This is a genomic window from Clostridium senegalense JC122 (assembly GCF_000285575.1).
Classification (GTDB): Bacteria; Bacillota; Clostridia; order Clostridiales; family Clostridiaceae; genus Clostridium_J; species Clostridium_J senegalense.
The window spans coordinates 1-13,373 of the sequence record NZ_HE611053.1; the positions used below are offsets into that span (position 1 = coordinate 1).

The window sequence follows — 13,373 nt, forward strand, 5'->3', positions numbered from 1 at the left end:
GACAATTATGGAGGAAACTGGGCTACCAGTTTCTTTAAATTTAAGATAGTAAAATTTCAGTTTAAGATATAAAACCAAACAAAAGCCATGTTCAAAGTCTACAGCCGTAACAAGAAGGACAGGCGTACTGAAGGATACTTTCCGTAAGTTATTTTTTCAGTGAAATCGAAAGATTATCAATAAAATCTAAAGAAATCAAAGCCGGTCCTAAAATAGTAGCTTTGCTGCGTAGATGTTCGGGACCGACTTTGAGTAATATTGGAGAAAAACTAAAATAAACAAAAGCATCTAGCCAAAAGTATAGTAAATTAGCCAGTTACGTGTCTGTCCCTCTTGTGATGGAAGAAAAATTGTGATAAATTGCTTGTTTAGGAGTTTTAGATAGTTAATAGTTAAAATTTATAAATTAATTTTAAAATAATTTAGTTTATTATGGTACTTATGTTAATATAAATATGGTAAATGATACAAGAAAAATTACAAATTTAGTAAAAATTAAAGTTGGAGAATAGTATGAAAAGAAGTAGAGATTTATTGTTAATAAGGTATATAACCATTTTTATATTAATGTTTCAGTTATTTATAAAGGGAGAAAATAGAAGTATTATATGCCTAGTTTTTATTTTAATGTTCATTATAAATAATCATTTAAGGATGTTTTATTTAGAAAAAGAGTATAGTGTTATTATTTCAATAATAGTAGAATTATTAGTTATACCTATTGCTCAAATGAAATTTGGAGGAATTATTGCTTTTTATTTGGTTGGAGTATCTATAGATTTATTTACTTTAAAAAATAAAGTGTTTAAATACATTTTAGGTACAATAGTTTTATCAATGGAAATTTTGATAAATGATAATAGAAATATTGAACAGATTATCATATATTTTATTTTGTTTAGTACATTTTTGATACTTTTAAATTATATATCAAAAATTTATAGCACAAAAATAGAAGCTCAACATCTTTATGATAAACTTAGAGTTTCAGAAGAAAAGCTTATAAAAGCTAATAATGAACTAGAAGCGTGTGTATATTCTATTGAAGAACTTACTTTATTAAAAGAAAGAAACAGAATATCAAGAGAAATTCATGATAGTGTTGGACATGCATTATCTACAGCTATGATTCAATTATCTGCAATGGAAGCTGTATCTCAAAAAGAAAATAGTAAAGTTAAAGATATGGCAAAAAATTTAAGGTTGTTTATTAATGAAAGTTTTAAAGATGTTAAAAGAGCAGTAAATGAGCTTAAGCCAGATGAATATGATGATTATCAAGGTATTTTAAGAATTAAAGAGGTATGCAATAACTTTGAGAAAATGTCAGGTATTCAAGTTAAAACATTTATATCAAAAGGGGACTGGAATCTGTCTACAAAACAAGCTAATCATTTATATAGGGTAACTCAAGAGGTGTTATCAAATTCATTAAGGCATGGTAAGGCAAAAATGGTGAAAGTCATCATGAATTTTACTAAGGATGAATTTATAATATCATTTAAGGACAATGGAATAGGAACATCAAAGATTGAAGAAAGTGGAGTTGGTCTTAAAAGTATTAGAGAAAGAGCTGAAGAAATAGAAGGAGTTGTAGATATAAAATCAAGTTATGGAAATGGTTTTTTTGTTAAAATTACAGTTCCAAGAGAAGAGGAGAGGTAAAAATGGACAAAATTAAACTTTTAATTGTAGATGATGAAAAATTAATAAGAGAAGGTTTAAAAGTAATGCTTTCTACATTTGATGATATTGAAGTTGTTGGTATGGCTGAAAACGGTTATAAAGCTTTAGAAATTTGTAAAAATACAGATGTAGACGTTGTCCTTATGGATATAAGGATGAAAGAGTGTGATGGCGTTATGGGAACAAGGCTTATTAAAGAGCAGTTTGCAAAAATAAAGGTAATAATTCTGACTACATTTAAAGATAAAGAGTATATTCAAGAAGCATTAAAATATGGTGCTTTTGGATATATGCTTAAAGATAGTTCACATGATGTTATTTATGATGGAATAAAGACAGCATATAAGGGTAATATGGTAGTTCATCCTGATGTAGCAATAGAAATGATAGGAATTAATACAGTAATTAAAAAAGATATACATAAATATAATCTTATAGAAAAAGAGATAAAAATAATTAAAGCAATTGCTGGTGGATTAAGTAATAAAGAAATTGCAGAAGAATTATTTTTATCAGAAGGAACAATAAAAAATAATATTACAAACATACTTTCTAAATTGGATCTTAGAGATAGAACTCAAATTGCTATTTTCGCTTTTAAAAATGGAATAGTGACTTAAGTCATGTGTTTTAGTGACTTTAAGTTATAGTTGTCCCCTTAGTAATACCTTATTATAGGAGTAAGGAATTACTTAAGGGGGTTTTTTTATGAGCATTATAAAAGTAAAAAATGTAACAAAAAGATTTAATGATAAATTAGTTCTAGATAATATCAATTATGAAGTAAAAGAAGGAGAAATATTTGGTTTTATCGGTCCAAATGGTGCAGGAAAGTCAACATTAATAAATATAATGACTGGATTGTTAACTCCAGATAGTGGAACTATTGAAGTGTGTGGATATGATATTTTAAAGGAGCCAATTAAGGCTAAAAAGTGTATAGGGTATGTTCCGCAAGAATTAGCTTTAATGGAGGAGCTTAATGCTTTAACCAATTTAGAGTTTTTTGGAGCATTATATGGTCTTAAAGGCAAACTTTTAAAAGAAAGAATAGAAGAAGTTCTTAAAATAACAGGTTTAGAAGAAAAGAAAAACAAAAAGTAAAAAAATATTCAGGTGGTATGAAAAGGAGATTAAATCTAGCAGTGTCTATTTTACACCATCCTAAGGTTTTAATTTTAGATGAACCTACAGTTGGAGTAGATCCACAATCAAGAAATCATATATTTTCTTTTATAAAAAATATATGTAAGGAATGGGGAACAACTGTAATATATACTTCGCACTATATGGAAGAGATTGAGGAGCTTTGTAAGAATGTATTCATAATTGATTTAGGAAAAGAAATAGCGTATGGATGTAAGAATGAGATTAAAGCAGCTGTATTTTCTAATAACAAAGTTATGATTGATGCAGAAAATGTAAGTGGCGAAATAATTATGAAATTAAACAAAGTAGATGGGGTTATAAAGGTATCTGATAAAGATGGAATTATTACTTTAGTTATTAATTTAGATTTTAAACTTGCAAATGTACTTGCATTATTAGAGAAACAAAATATAAATATAAAGAAAATTAGTTATGAAGAAGTAAAGCTTGAAGATGTATTTTTATCATTAACAGGTAAAACATTAAGAGATTAGAGGTGTTAATTAGATGAAGCTGTTTTATTATATAAAAACTACGCTAAAAAGTATGATTGCAAATGGCAGTGTAACAATATTATATTTTATATTGTTTCCTATTGTTCTTGCAACTTTTATGGGGTTTGTACAAAATACTAACAATGATAATCCGTTAAAGTTAAAACCTGTAGATGCCCAAATAATTGATAAAGATAATAGTGATGTGTCAAAAGGGCTTATAGAATTATTAAATAGCAAGGAAATGAAAGATATTGTAAATATTGTAGAAACAAAACCAGAGGTTGAAATAATAATAGATAAAGGCTATGAAAATAATATTTTATCTTTAAATAAAGGAAGTATAACTATAAATAAAAAAGTAGAAGAAAAAGGTTTAGTTACAAATACGTTAAAGTCTATCCTAGATAAATATCACCAAAATTTATATGTAGAATTATCAGGTAAAGACAAGGAAAGTTTAAATAAGATAATAGATGAATCAATAATAGAAAGCATAATAATAGATACACCTAAAGAAAGCAATTCCTACGAAAAAATGGCAGCATCTATGATTGGATTTGTAATAATTATGCAGGCATATACATTAATCCAAAGTGGGTATGCAGATGTAAGTATTAATTTAGGAAAAAGAATAGGTGCAACACCAATAAGTGAAATAGAATATTTTTTATTGAATATGTAGCATCATTAGTATATGTATTTATTATACTTAGCATATATGTTATGTTCTTTAGAATGTTACGTATAAGTTTTTTAGGGAATTTTGCACATCTTATTATATTAATACTAGTTGGAACTATATTATCAGCATCAATATCTAAATGTATATCAACTTTATTTGGTGCCAAATATGGAAAAATAGTAGGAACAGTAATATTTATGTTACCTATAATTGGAGGAGAAGTATTTGGAATAAAAGCAAATAAAGCTGGGATTGTTGCACCAACACACTATTTAAACAATGCATTTTCTTTATATAATTTAAATGGAAATCTGCAAGGATGTGGTAAATGGTTAGCAGTTACATTGATAGGTTCAATTATTATGATTTTAATTGCTATAGTAAAGATAATTTTTCATGGGAGGAAAAAGAGATGCAGTTAATAAGATTAGTATTAATTAATATTAAAAGACAACTTAAAAATCCTTTTATGGTAGTAATGACGGCAATAGCTCCTATTTTTATAATTATGTCTATATATGGAATGGTTTTCACAAATACAGATGATAATGAAGTTAGGGGAAACATAGGAGTTATAGATAAAAGTAATTCAGAGTATTCTAGTAATATTATTGCAAAATTAAATGAAAAATATAGTGTTGATATATTAAATGGAGAAATGTCAGATAATATTAATTTAATTCGTGATAATAAATTAGGTGGAATTTATGTTATAGAAAAAGATTTTAAAGAGATATTAGAAAGTGGTAGCGTTCCTAAAATTAAGTTTTATGTTAAAGAAAAAACTAACGGAACAATAATGTCAGAAAATATTATAACTGATTATATAAATAGTATTTTACAAGAAGATATTAGTAAAGGATTAAGTACGAATGCGATTGAAACCATTATTAAAGAAAATGATATAACGGATAAATCAGAATATAGGATGATTATATCAATGCTATGTTATTTTATGATGATTGGTGGTTCTATTATTACAGAAGAAATTATTAACCTTAAAGATCAAAATGTATTAAAAAGAGCAGTATCAACAGGTAATTCAGATAGAATAATACTTGGAAGTTTATTTTTATCAACATTTATAATTCAAGGTCTATTAAGTAGTATAGCATTTTCAATATTAATATTTTTATTAAGAATTTCAAACTATAATGTAATGCAAGGAATTTTTGTTATATTCTTAGGCAGTTTAATTACAACATCTATAATATTAGCTGTAACAAGGTGGATTAAAAATAAAACTTTAGCAAGCTTATTTTTAGTGGTTTTTGGATTAATATCATTTGGAATAGGAATCGTTAGTTCACAGATGGAATCTTTAGAAAATGTTCCTATAATGTTAACAAGAATAAGTGCATTTTCTCCATTTACATGGTTAATTAAAATATTAGATACAGGTGAAATTATAATACCAAGCTTTATTATAATTTTAATGGCAATAGTATTTTTTACAGCAGGTAGTTTTAGATTAAGGGAATTTGTTAAAAATTAGTTTTGTTTTATAAAATATTTATACAAAAACTATAGAATATTTTAAAGTATGAATTAAAGAAACTCCTTTTAGGGGTTTCTTTAATTTTGAAAGATTTAATAACAAAATCTATGATATTATAATATTTGTAAATATTTTTCATGGTAAATGTTGATATAATGGGAATGTTATAAAATTGATAATTTTATTTAAAAAATAATATTTATTGAGGTGTTAATATGAGTTTTTTTATTGAATTCATATATGAAGATAATTTGATATTTGAAAGAATTTCAAAGTTAATCAATTATGTAAAGAAGAAAAAGGATTTAAATAAATTAGATTGTGATGATCCAACAATATTAGACTTTTATAATAAGGATGAATTAAATTATTTTTGGTGGCCAACGGAACAGGAAATAAAAGATTTTTGGGAATTTTATTACTCAACTCCAGAAGAAAGTAGATATTTACATCTTATTGATAAACCATGGGATTTTGAATCAGTAATTGATGCAATAACAACAGGAGAATATGAGATTATAGGCTGTGAAATTGGTGAAAACGGAATTGGGAGATTGTGTTTTGAGCCATGGTCATATCCTTATGGAGGTATTGAACCTTTAGAACAGCTAATTAAACCTTTTAATATTAAGATTATTAGAGTGTATAAATAAAATGTGTAAAAAGTTAAAGAACAAAAAATGGTTCATAAGATATGAGGGAATTTAGTTCGCAATCATAGAATTTTAGGTAATGGTGGTCTACTCCATTGGAGCATCTAAACCTGTTATTAAATGTTATATTAAAAGTTAGTGGGAGATTGGGAGTTTATATATGAAAAGACTAAAGATAAAATAAGGAGAGTATGATATGAGTATTAATTGTAAAAATTGTAAAGCATCTATTAGTGAAGGTTCTAAGTTTTGTTGTAATTGTGGAGTTAAAATAGAGCAAAATATTATTAAAAAAAATTATGAAATACTTAAGTCTTGTGATGCTAATAGAGGGTTTACTAGAGGAGAGCTATACGCTTATAGTGACTGAATAGAGTTTGTAAGCAAAAAGGTAATAAAAAAATGTACTACTCTAATTTAAGAAAAGTAAAAAAAGCCTTGGAAATATTGATTTAGAAACTATAGAGGATGAATATGAAGTTTTAGTGGTAAAAGATAGTGTTGATGAATGGGTACAATTTATTAATGAGCGAATGGCAAATAGCTACTATAAAATTAAGAAGTTTTTAAAAGAAAAAGATGGTAAGGTTCATATTGTTATGATAAATAATAAAAATCAATTTTCAAATGAAGAATTAGAGTGCGCAAATAAGTATACAAATGAAATAGATAGCATAGTAAGTTCTATGCAAGATGATGGATACGAAATAATTGATGTGAAATATCAAGTAATAAAAGATTCATATGGTCTTTCTGAAAATGATTATTACCGAACTTTAATAATGTATAAGTAAAAAAATATATAAATATCTCTGTCACGCATATGTACCTGATTTAGTAGAAAATTATAATTCAGATGCATTAAGGTACTTTTTCTTAATAAATTCACCAGAAAAAAGAGACACTGATTTTTCGTGGCAAGAATTTGTAAATAGTAACAATGGTGAGTTATTAGGTGCATATGGTAATTTAGTAAATAGAACTTTAGTTTTCGTAAAGAAGTACTTTAATAATACTATTCCTTCAGGGAATATTGATTATAATATAAATAAAAAATTAAATATTTATATTATTCAGTTGGAAACCATATAGAGAATGGAAATTTTAAAATAGCAGTTGAAGAAATTTTTAGTTTTATAAGAAGTATCAACAAATATTTTGATGAAAAAACACCATGGATTACTATTAATTCTAATTTAGAAGAATGTAAAACAACAATATATAATTGCTTATATTCAATAATAAACATAGCTAGCTTACTAAATCCATTTTTACCTGAATCATCGCAAAAGATTAAAAAATGGTTAGATGTTGAAGGAGATAAGTGGCAAAGTATTGAACTTATATCAGGTAAAGAAATTAAAGATTTTCACATATTATTTGAAAGACTTGATAAAAAGATAATAGATAAGGAAAAACAAAAGTTAATGAAATAATAAAAATATTATAAAGTGGTTATGTGAGGGTGCTATGATTTATGATGAGAATGAAATGAAAAATTTAATAAGTAATATTGTTGAAAATAAAAATATTAAAATTACTCCCATTGGAAATCATGAAATAAAAAGAAACTTAGTTTATATAATTCATGAAAATGATAAGAAATATGTATTTAAAATGTATTTTAATCATGGAAGAAGTATAAGAGAAATAAACTCATTACAAATACTAAAAGATAGTAATGTTAAAGTACCTAAATTAATAAAAACAGGAATTTATCATGGTTATGATTGGGTTATCATGGAGTATATAAGTGGAGAAACTTTAGATAATGTCATTATGAAAATTAGTGATGAAAATAAAAAGCTTATATTTAAAGAAATGGGTGAAACATTAGGGGAAATACATTCATTTAAAATTTTTAATTATGCTGTCACATGGGATAAAACAATAACATCCCAAGAATTTGAAGATTATAAATTTAAAAAGTTAAACAAAAATATAATAGAAATAGAAAGTCAGAATTTACCTGATAAAGATGTTTTATATAAAGCTATAAAAATCCTTAAAGGCAATTATAATAAAATAATTAATAAAAATGAATTTAGGTTTACTCATAATGATTTTGAAGGAAGAAATATATTAGTTGAAAATATAGATGGTGAGTATAAAATTAATGCTTTAATAGATTTTGAACATAGCTATCCTGATAACTACGAAAATGATTTAGCTAATCTTTATTTTAAGTATTTTATTAAAAATAAGGAATATGAAAAATGTTTTATTGATGGGTATAAATCATATATGAATATAAAAGAAGATTTTTATAAGAATATAAAATATTTCTTAATAGCTATGGTTATCGATCATTGCAGTTGGTCATTTGTTAAAGCAAATGAATATTATACAGAAAATATTGAATTTTTAAAAAAGTTACTTTGAATTTATAAAATTTAGGATTAATATAAAGGTATGAATATGTGAAAATATAGTGTTGAGAAATATATTTTCATAATTTAAAAGTATTTAATGTATAAAGTTTTATAGGAATATAGGGGGAGTTATGAGTAAAAAAATGTTTAATGATAATTGTGAGAAAAGAATTAAGTTGGCAAAAGAAGTAGCAAGCAAGTGTCCAATAAAATATGGAAAAGAAATAGTTATTGTAGGGTCTGTGTCTAGAAACCTTGCTGATGATGATTCTGATGTTGAGATAGAATTTTTAACTGATGAAAAGGTAGAAGAAGAAACTATAATAAATTGGATTAAAGAACTTGGAGGAACAGATTTATATCCCTATGGAATACCACTTTGGGATGGTTCTACATGGATAATATTTAAATATAACGGATATTGGATTGAAGCTGGGTGGCAGAAGATAGAAAATATGAAAACAAATTTAGAACTGATACTTGATGGAAAAGTAAATAGTAATGAAAAATTATTACTAGCATCAACATTTAAAAATGCAATTTTTATAAGAGATAATAATAATCTGAAATTTTTACAAGAAAAATTAGAAAATTATCCAATTAAACTTGCAAAAGACATTATATTAGAAACTATAAAACCATGGACAGTAGGATTAGCTATAGAATCTAGAAAAATGCTAGCAAAGCGAGATGATAAAATACCATTTTTGCAAAGGATGATACCAGACATTCAAAGAATTCTAAGGGTATTGTATGCAGTAAACAAGCAGTGGGAACCAGACTGGAAGTGGACAAAACACATAGTGGAAGACTTAAAAATTAAACCGGAAAATTTAGAGAAAAGAATAGATTCAATTATATGTATAAATGAAAGTAAAACTAGTTTGGAAAATTGTTTTAATCTAATTAAAGATACATTAAATCTTATACCAAAAGAATATAAATTAGATGATGTAACTGATGAAATATTAAAATTAATTTATAGGGTTTAAATCATAGTAAGGAAGAGATTTTTTTAAATCTTTGAAAGAGGTGAATTTTATTATGATACACAAATTAAGTAAATACTCGGTGCAGTTGATATAATCTGATAGCAGATTGTGCCGAGAGAATAATATATTTGTTATCAGTTAACTGCACTGCTTTTCTAATTAAATTATTATATTATGAAAAGGAGTAGTTAAATGAATAGAGAACAATTAAAAAACTATTTAAAAAATGAGGAAAATCAAGTATTTCAAGGATGGGATTTTTCATATATCAATGGTAGATGGGATGGAGAGTGTATACCATGGGATTATGAAAAAATTTTATTATCCTATTTAAAAGAAGAATATAAACTTTTAGATATGGGAACAGGAGGCGGAGAATTCCTACTTACTTTAAATCATCCATTTCACAATACAGCTATAACGGAGTCATACCCACCTAATGTTGCAATTTGCAAGGAAAAATTACAACCACTTGGAATAACAGTTAAACAGGTGGTTGATGATTGTAAATTGCCATTTGAGGATTCTTCTTTTGATATAATAATTAATAGACATGAATCCTTTGATGTTGGTGAAATTAAACGAATATTAAAGACAGGTGGATATTTTATTACTCAACAAGTGGGGGCAAAAAATGATGTTGATTTATCAGAAAAAGTGATTAATAATTTTAAACCATTATATCCGAATAATGATTTAAAGAATAATATTAAAGCTTTTAAAAATAAAGGATTTGAGATTATTAAATCAGAAGAATCATTTACACCAATACGTTTTTACGATACAGGTGCATTAGTATATTTTGCAAAGATAATAGAATGGGAGTTCCCAAATTTTTCTGTTGATAATTGCTTTGAAAACTTATGTAAGATAGATAAAGAAATAAAGGAAGTTGGATATATAGAAGGAACAGAACATAGATTTCTTCTTGTAGCTAAAAAAATATAAAGTTATAGTAAAAAATTGCTACAGATATATTTACCTTAACTTTAAAATACTAAGATAGGGTTGCAGAATAAAACTGCAACCTTATTTTTGGTTATAATTATTTAATTTTAAATCTATTTATATAATTATTATTAAAAAAAATTATTGCTATTTGATAATATTTATGTATAATAAATAGAAATATTTAAAAAACATGGTGGATATGAAAATAATAAAGGGGGAATGGCTATGAAACATAAAGGTACCGTTTTACTAGAAACTGATAGACTTATTTTAAGAAAATTTGAATATATGGATTCAATTGATATGTTCAAAAATTGGGGAAGTGATGATAAGGTAACAAAGTATTTATCTTGGGAAACCCATAGAGATATTAAAAATTCAGAAGAAATTATTAATTTATGGATATCTAAATATGAAGATATTAATGATTATAATTGGGTAATAGAACTAAAGGATATTAATGAGGCAATTGGAAATATATCAATTGTTAAATTAGAAGATGCCAATGAGGCGTGTGAAATTGGTTATTGCATTTCAAGTCAATATTGGAATAAGGGTATTACAACAGAAGCCTTTAAAGCAATAATAAAATATCTATTTGAAGAAGTTGGAATGAATAGAATTTGTGCTAAACATGATATAGATAATGTAGCATCAGGAAAAGTAATGCAAAAATGTGGAATGACTTATGAGGGAACATTAAGAGAAGTTCAAATTAGAAATAATAGATATTCTAGTTTAGCGGTTTATTCAATTTTAAAAAGAGAGTGGAAAAATTAATTAAAAATAAAGTTAAGTTAGTAAAAATACCGTTATAACTTTTAATTATTTAACGGTATTTTATGGCTTTAAAGTGTATAAAAATATTTTTTAGATTGATGTATAGCTTTAAATACGAGCTTGTTTCTCTATATGTTTAATGATATAATTTTACTTTCATTACTCCTTTTTATGTAAAAGGAGCTTTGTTTTTTTATAATTATATTATACATAAGATAAAAAGATAATTTAGAAATTAATTTCTATTATCTGAGAGGAGAAAGATAGTTAATGAGCAAATCAACTATTACAGCTATTAGTGTAGGAATATTTTCAGGTTTATGGGCATGGATAAGTGATTCTATGGGGCTAATAGGTTGGATTGGGTTTATAGGATGTACAAGCTATTTTGCATCTGGTGGAAATTTTAATGGATTTAAAAAATCTATTTTTGCAAATCTTAGTGGAGTACTTTGGGCAATGGCAATTATGATATGTTCATCTTATTTTGTTAGTTCATATTGGGGATATTTCTTTACTGGATTCTTTTCTTTTGTAATGTGTATACAAGCAAAATCTAAAAAATTAGAGTTTATACCAGGAGCCTTTTGTGGATGTTGTTGCACTTTTGCTACATCGGGAAATTGGAAGGCTGTAATACCAGCTTTATTATGTGGAGCAGTACTAGGGTATGTTTCAGATATGGCTGGGTTCCATGTACATAGTTTATTATCAAAACAAAAGGGGAATATTTAATACATATAAATTTATATTAATTTTAAAAGTCATAATTTATTTATGACTTTTTGTTTTGGAAATAATAAAGTAATTAAAAATTAACTATAGGGTTCCAAGTTGACTTTTAAAATTATCCATTCCAGAACTTGGATACCCCAAATAGTGAGACATGCTCTGAATCACTTGGAACTCAACACTATATTTTATATAAAAATATTTTAAAGTTATTGAATAAATTTAAATTTGAACTTGTTTCCCTATAATTATGGATAACATACGTGAAAAATGATATTATCAAATCAGGAAATATTTTACTTAGGAGGCACAATATGAAATATAAAACAGCAGTTATAATACAATGTATTATTTCTATTTTTTCAATATTAGTAGGCATTGTGTATTTTACAAGAGATATTAAAGTACCAGGTCTAATACCAGGATTAATGAGTGTCTTGATGTTAAGTTTAATATATACATCAAAACAACAATTTAATAGTGGAAAAATAAATAAAAAATACTGGATATTAATACTTTGCACAAGCTCATTAGCAGCTATATTTAATATTGTAGTATGCATTGAACAAATTATTGTTTTTATGAAATAAGAAGGCATATAAGTATTTAAAAAATTTACTTTGCAAGTGTTATTAATGTATCAAGGATGATTATGATTTAAGTTTATAGGGGGAATTTTAAAGATGAAGGATAAAATTATAAGTATGCTTTTATGAATTCAAATTATCTTATTTATATTTACATTTATAACATATTATATAATTGATTTTAAAATACCCGGTTTAATTCCTTTTTTACTATCATCTTCAATGTTAAGTTTAATATATACATCAAAGGAGCAATTTAATAATAATAAAATAGGTAAGAAGTATTATATATTAAGATGCTCTGTAGCTACATTATTAGCTATTTGTAATATTGGTATATGTATTGATGAGATTATTGTTTTTATGAAATAAAAAACATATACTTATATAAATTAAAGATAAGATTTATATCTAAATGTAGCACCGTAACAAATGGGACAGGCACGACCAATGTAGCTCCATAAAATAAAAAAAAGCTCTTAAAATTTAGTTGCTATAAGTAACGCACATTAGCCAGTCCCTGAGATAGTTAATAGTTAACAATTAAGGGTTAAGGCGGAAACTGGAAATCAGTTTCTTTGAAATAAAGCAGCTTTACTGCGTAGTGGTTTGGGACTGGCTTTGATTTATTAGTTAAAAATATAAAACTAGGAGAGCATCAAGTATTAGCGAAGAAAATAAATTTATCGTGCCTGTCCCATTTGTAATGGAGGAAGAACTATAGGATATTGATTGTTTAGGAGTTTTAGATAGCTCCTTAGAAATTAACAATAGACAAAGGACAATCAATTAGG

Annotated in this window: 17 protein-coding genes and 1 pseudogene; all 18 read left to right on the forward strand. The window is 25.6% G+C overall.

Annotated features, from left to right (window positions below):
- Positions 1–513 precede the first annotated feature (513 nt).
- The 18 genes and pseudogenes from CSGHG_RS14020 (at position 514) to CSGHG_RS23330 (ending at position 12,951) form a co-directional block, all read left to right on the forward strand.
- The gene (locus CSGHG_RS14020; RefSeq protein ID WP_010296563.1) at positions 514–1,665 is read left to right on the forward strand and encodes a sensor histidine kinase; all 1,152 of its coding nucleotides are present in this window, start codon (positions 514–516) and stop codon (positions 1,663–1,665) included.
- A 2-nt stretch (positions 1,666–1,667) separates the two neighbouring features.
- Positions 1,668–2,306 (forward strand): response regulator transcription factor, encoded by a 639-nt coding sequence (locus CSGHG_RS14025; protein ID WP_010296565.1) that lies wholly within the window; start codon positions 1,668–1,670, stop codon positions 2,304–2,306.
- A gap of 88 nt (positions 2,307–2,394) precedes the next feature.
- Positions 2,395–3,329: pseudogene (locus CSGHG_RS20955) on the forward strand (ABC transporter ATP-binding protein).
- Positions 3,330–3,342: 13 nt separating this feature from the next.
- Positions 3,343–4,014 carry an ABC transporter permease gene (locus tag CSGHG_RS24350; protein ID WP_026022364.1) on the forward strand — a complete coding sequence of 224 codons (672 nt, stop codon included), beginning with the start codon at positions 3,343–3,345 and terminating at the stop codon, positions 4,012–4,014.
- Between the two features lie 53 nt (positions 4,015–4,067).
- On the forward strand, positions 4,068–4,436 hold the full coding sequence (locus tag CSGHG_RS24355; protein WP_235700155.1) for a hypothetical protein: 369 nt from the start codon (positions 4,068–4,070) through the stop codon (positions 4,434–4,436).
- Positions 4,427–5,509: an ABC transporter permease gene (locus CSGHG_RS14045; protein WP_010296575.1), complete on the forward strand. Its 1,083-nt coding sequence runs from the start codon at positions 4,427–4,429 to the stop codon at positions 5,507–5,509. Before CSGHG_RS24355 ends, CSGHG_RS14045 begins: the two co-directional genes overlap by 10 nt.
- 218 nt (positions 5,510–5,727) lie before the next feature.
- The gene (locus tag CSGHG_RS23935) at positions 5,728–6,165 is read left to right on the forward strand and encodes a hypothetical protein (RefSeq protein WP_010296576.1); all 438 of its coding nucleotides are present in this window, start codon (positions 5,728–5,730) and stop codon (positions 6,163–6,165) included.
- Between the two features lie 196 nt (positions 6,166–6,361).
- A complete protein-coding gene (locus CSGHG_RS23325; protein WP_010296577.1) occupies positions 6,362–6,535 on the forward strand; it encodes a hypothetical protein in 174 nt (57 codons plus the stop codon).
- 115 nt (positions 6,536–6,650) lie between these two features.
- Entirely contained in the window at positions 6,651–6,959 is a 309-nt protein-coding gene (locus tag CSGHG_RS14060; RefSeq protein ID WP_010296578.1) for a hypothetical protein, read from the forward strand.
- 85 nt (positions 6,960–7,044) lie between these two features.
- Positions 7,045–7,257 (forward strand): class I tRNA ligase family protein, encoded by a 213-nt coding sequence (locus CSGHG_RS24360; protein ID WP_235700167.1) that lies wholly within the window; start codon positions 7,045–7,047, stop codon positions 7,255–7,257.
- Positions 7,258–7,289: 32 nt separating this feature from the next.
- Positions 7,290–7,601: a hypothetical protein gene (locus tag CSGHG_RS24365; protein ID WP_328284744.1), complete on the forward strand. Its 312-nt coding sequence runs from the start codon at positions 7,290–7,292 to the stop codon at positions 7,599–7,601.
- Between the two features lie 34 nt (positions 7,602–7,635).
- The gene (locus CSGHG_RS14065; RefSeq protein ID WP_010296580.1) at positions 7,636–8,547 is read left to right on the forward strand and encodes a phosphotransferase; all 912 of its coding nucleotides are present in this window, start codon (positions 7,636–7,638) and stop codon (positions 8,545–8,547) included.
- Positions 8,548–8,668: 121 nt separating this feature from the next.
- Positions 8,669–9,529, forward strand: coding sequence for a DUF4037 domain-containing protein (locus CSGHG_RS14070; RefSeq protein WP_010296583.1), 861 nt, complete (start codon positions 8,669–8,671; stop codon positions 9,527–9,529).
- A gap of 192 nt (positions 9,530–9,721) precedes the next feature.
- Entirely contained in the window at positions 9,722–10,477 is a 756-nt protein-coding gene (locus CSGHG_RS14075) for a class I SAM-dependent methyltransferase (RefSeq protein ID WP_010296584.1), read from the forward strand.
- 228 nt (positions 10,478–10,705) lie between these two features.
- Entirely contained in the window at positions 10,706–11,260 is a 555-nt protein-coding gene (locus CSGHG_RS14080) for a GNAT family N-acetyltransferase (protein ID WP_010296586.1), read from the forward strand.
- 270 nt (positions 11,261–11,530) lie between these two features.
- Entirely contained in the window at positions 11,531–11,995 is a 465-nt protein-coding gene (locus CSGHG_RS14085) for a DUF1097 domain-containing protein (protein WP_010296593.1), read from the forward strand.
- Between the two features lie 311 nt (positions 11,996–12,306).
- Positions 12,307–12,582: a hypothetical protein gene (locus CSGHG_RS14090; RefSeq protein WP_010296595.1), complete on the forward strand. Its 276-nt coding sequence runs from the start codon at positions 12,307–12,309 to the stop codon at positions 12,580–12,582.
- A 219-nt stretch (positions 12,583–12,801) separates the two neighbouring features.
- The gene (locus CSGHG_RS23330; RefSeq protein ID WP_155844771.1) at positions 12,802–12,951 is read left to right on the forward strand and encodes a hypothetical protein; all 150 of its coding nucleotides are present in this window, start codon (positions 12,802–12,804) and stop codon (positions 12,949–12,951) included.
- The last annotated feature ends 422 nt before the right edge of the window (positions 12,952–13,373 follow it).

Coding starts and splice junctions, on each gene's coding strand:
- CSGHG_RS23325 (WP_010296577.1), top strand. CDS start 6,362: ATGAGTATTAATTGTAAAAATTGTAAAGCATCTATTAGTGAAGGTTCT.
- CSGHG_RS14085 (WP_010296593.1), top strand. CDS start 11,531: ATGAGCAAATCAACTATTACAGCTATTAGTGTAGGAATATTTTCAGGT.
- CSGHG_RS23935 (WP_010296576.1), top strand. CDS start 5,728: ATGAGTTTTTTTATTGAATTCATATATGAAGATAATTTGATATTTGAA.
- CSGHG_RS14075 (WP_010296584.1), top strand. CDS start 9,722: ATGAATAGAGAACAATTAAAAAACTATTTAAAAAATGAGGAAAATCAA.
- CSGHG_RS14045 (WP_010296575.1), top strand. CDS start 4,427: ATGCAGTTAATAAGATTAGTATTAATTAATATTAAAAGACAACTTAAA.
- CSGHG_RS24355 (WP_235700155.1), top strand. CDS start 4,068: ATGTTACGTATAAGTTTTTTAGGGAATTTTGCACATCTTATTATATTA.
- CSGHG_RS14080 (WP_010296586.1), top strand. CDS start 10,706: ATGAAACATAAAGGTACCGTTTTACTAGAAACTGATAGACTTATTTTA.
- CSGHG_RS14065 (WP_010296580.1), top strand. CDS start 7,636: ATGATTTATGATGAGAATGAAATGAAAAATTTAATAAGTAATATTGTT.
- CSGHG_RS14025 (WP_010296565.1), top strand. CDS start 1,668: ATGGACAAAATTAAACTTTTAATTGTAGATGATGAAAAATTAATAAGA.
- CSGHG_RS14070 (WP_010296583.1), top strand. CDS start 8,669: ATGAGTAAAAAAATGTTTAATGATAATTGTGAGAAAAGAATTAAGTTG.
- CSGHG_RS23330 (WP_155844771.1), top strand. CDS start 12,802: ATGTTAAGTTTAATATATACATCAAAGGAGCAATTTAATAATAATAAA.
- CSGHG_RS24350 (WP_026022364.1), top strand. CDS start 3,343: ATGAAGCTGTTTTATTATATAAAAACTACGCTAAAAAGTATGATTGCA.
- CSGHG_RS14090 (WP_010296595.1), top strand. CDS start 12,307: ATGAAATATAAAACAGCAGTTATAATACAATGTATTATTTCTATTTTT.
- CSGHG_RS14020 (WP_010296563.1), top strand. CDS start 514: ATGAAAAGAAGTAGAGATTTATTGTTAATAAGGTATATAACCATTTTT.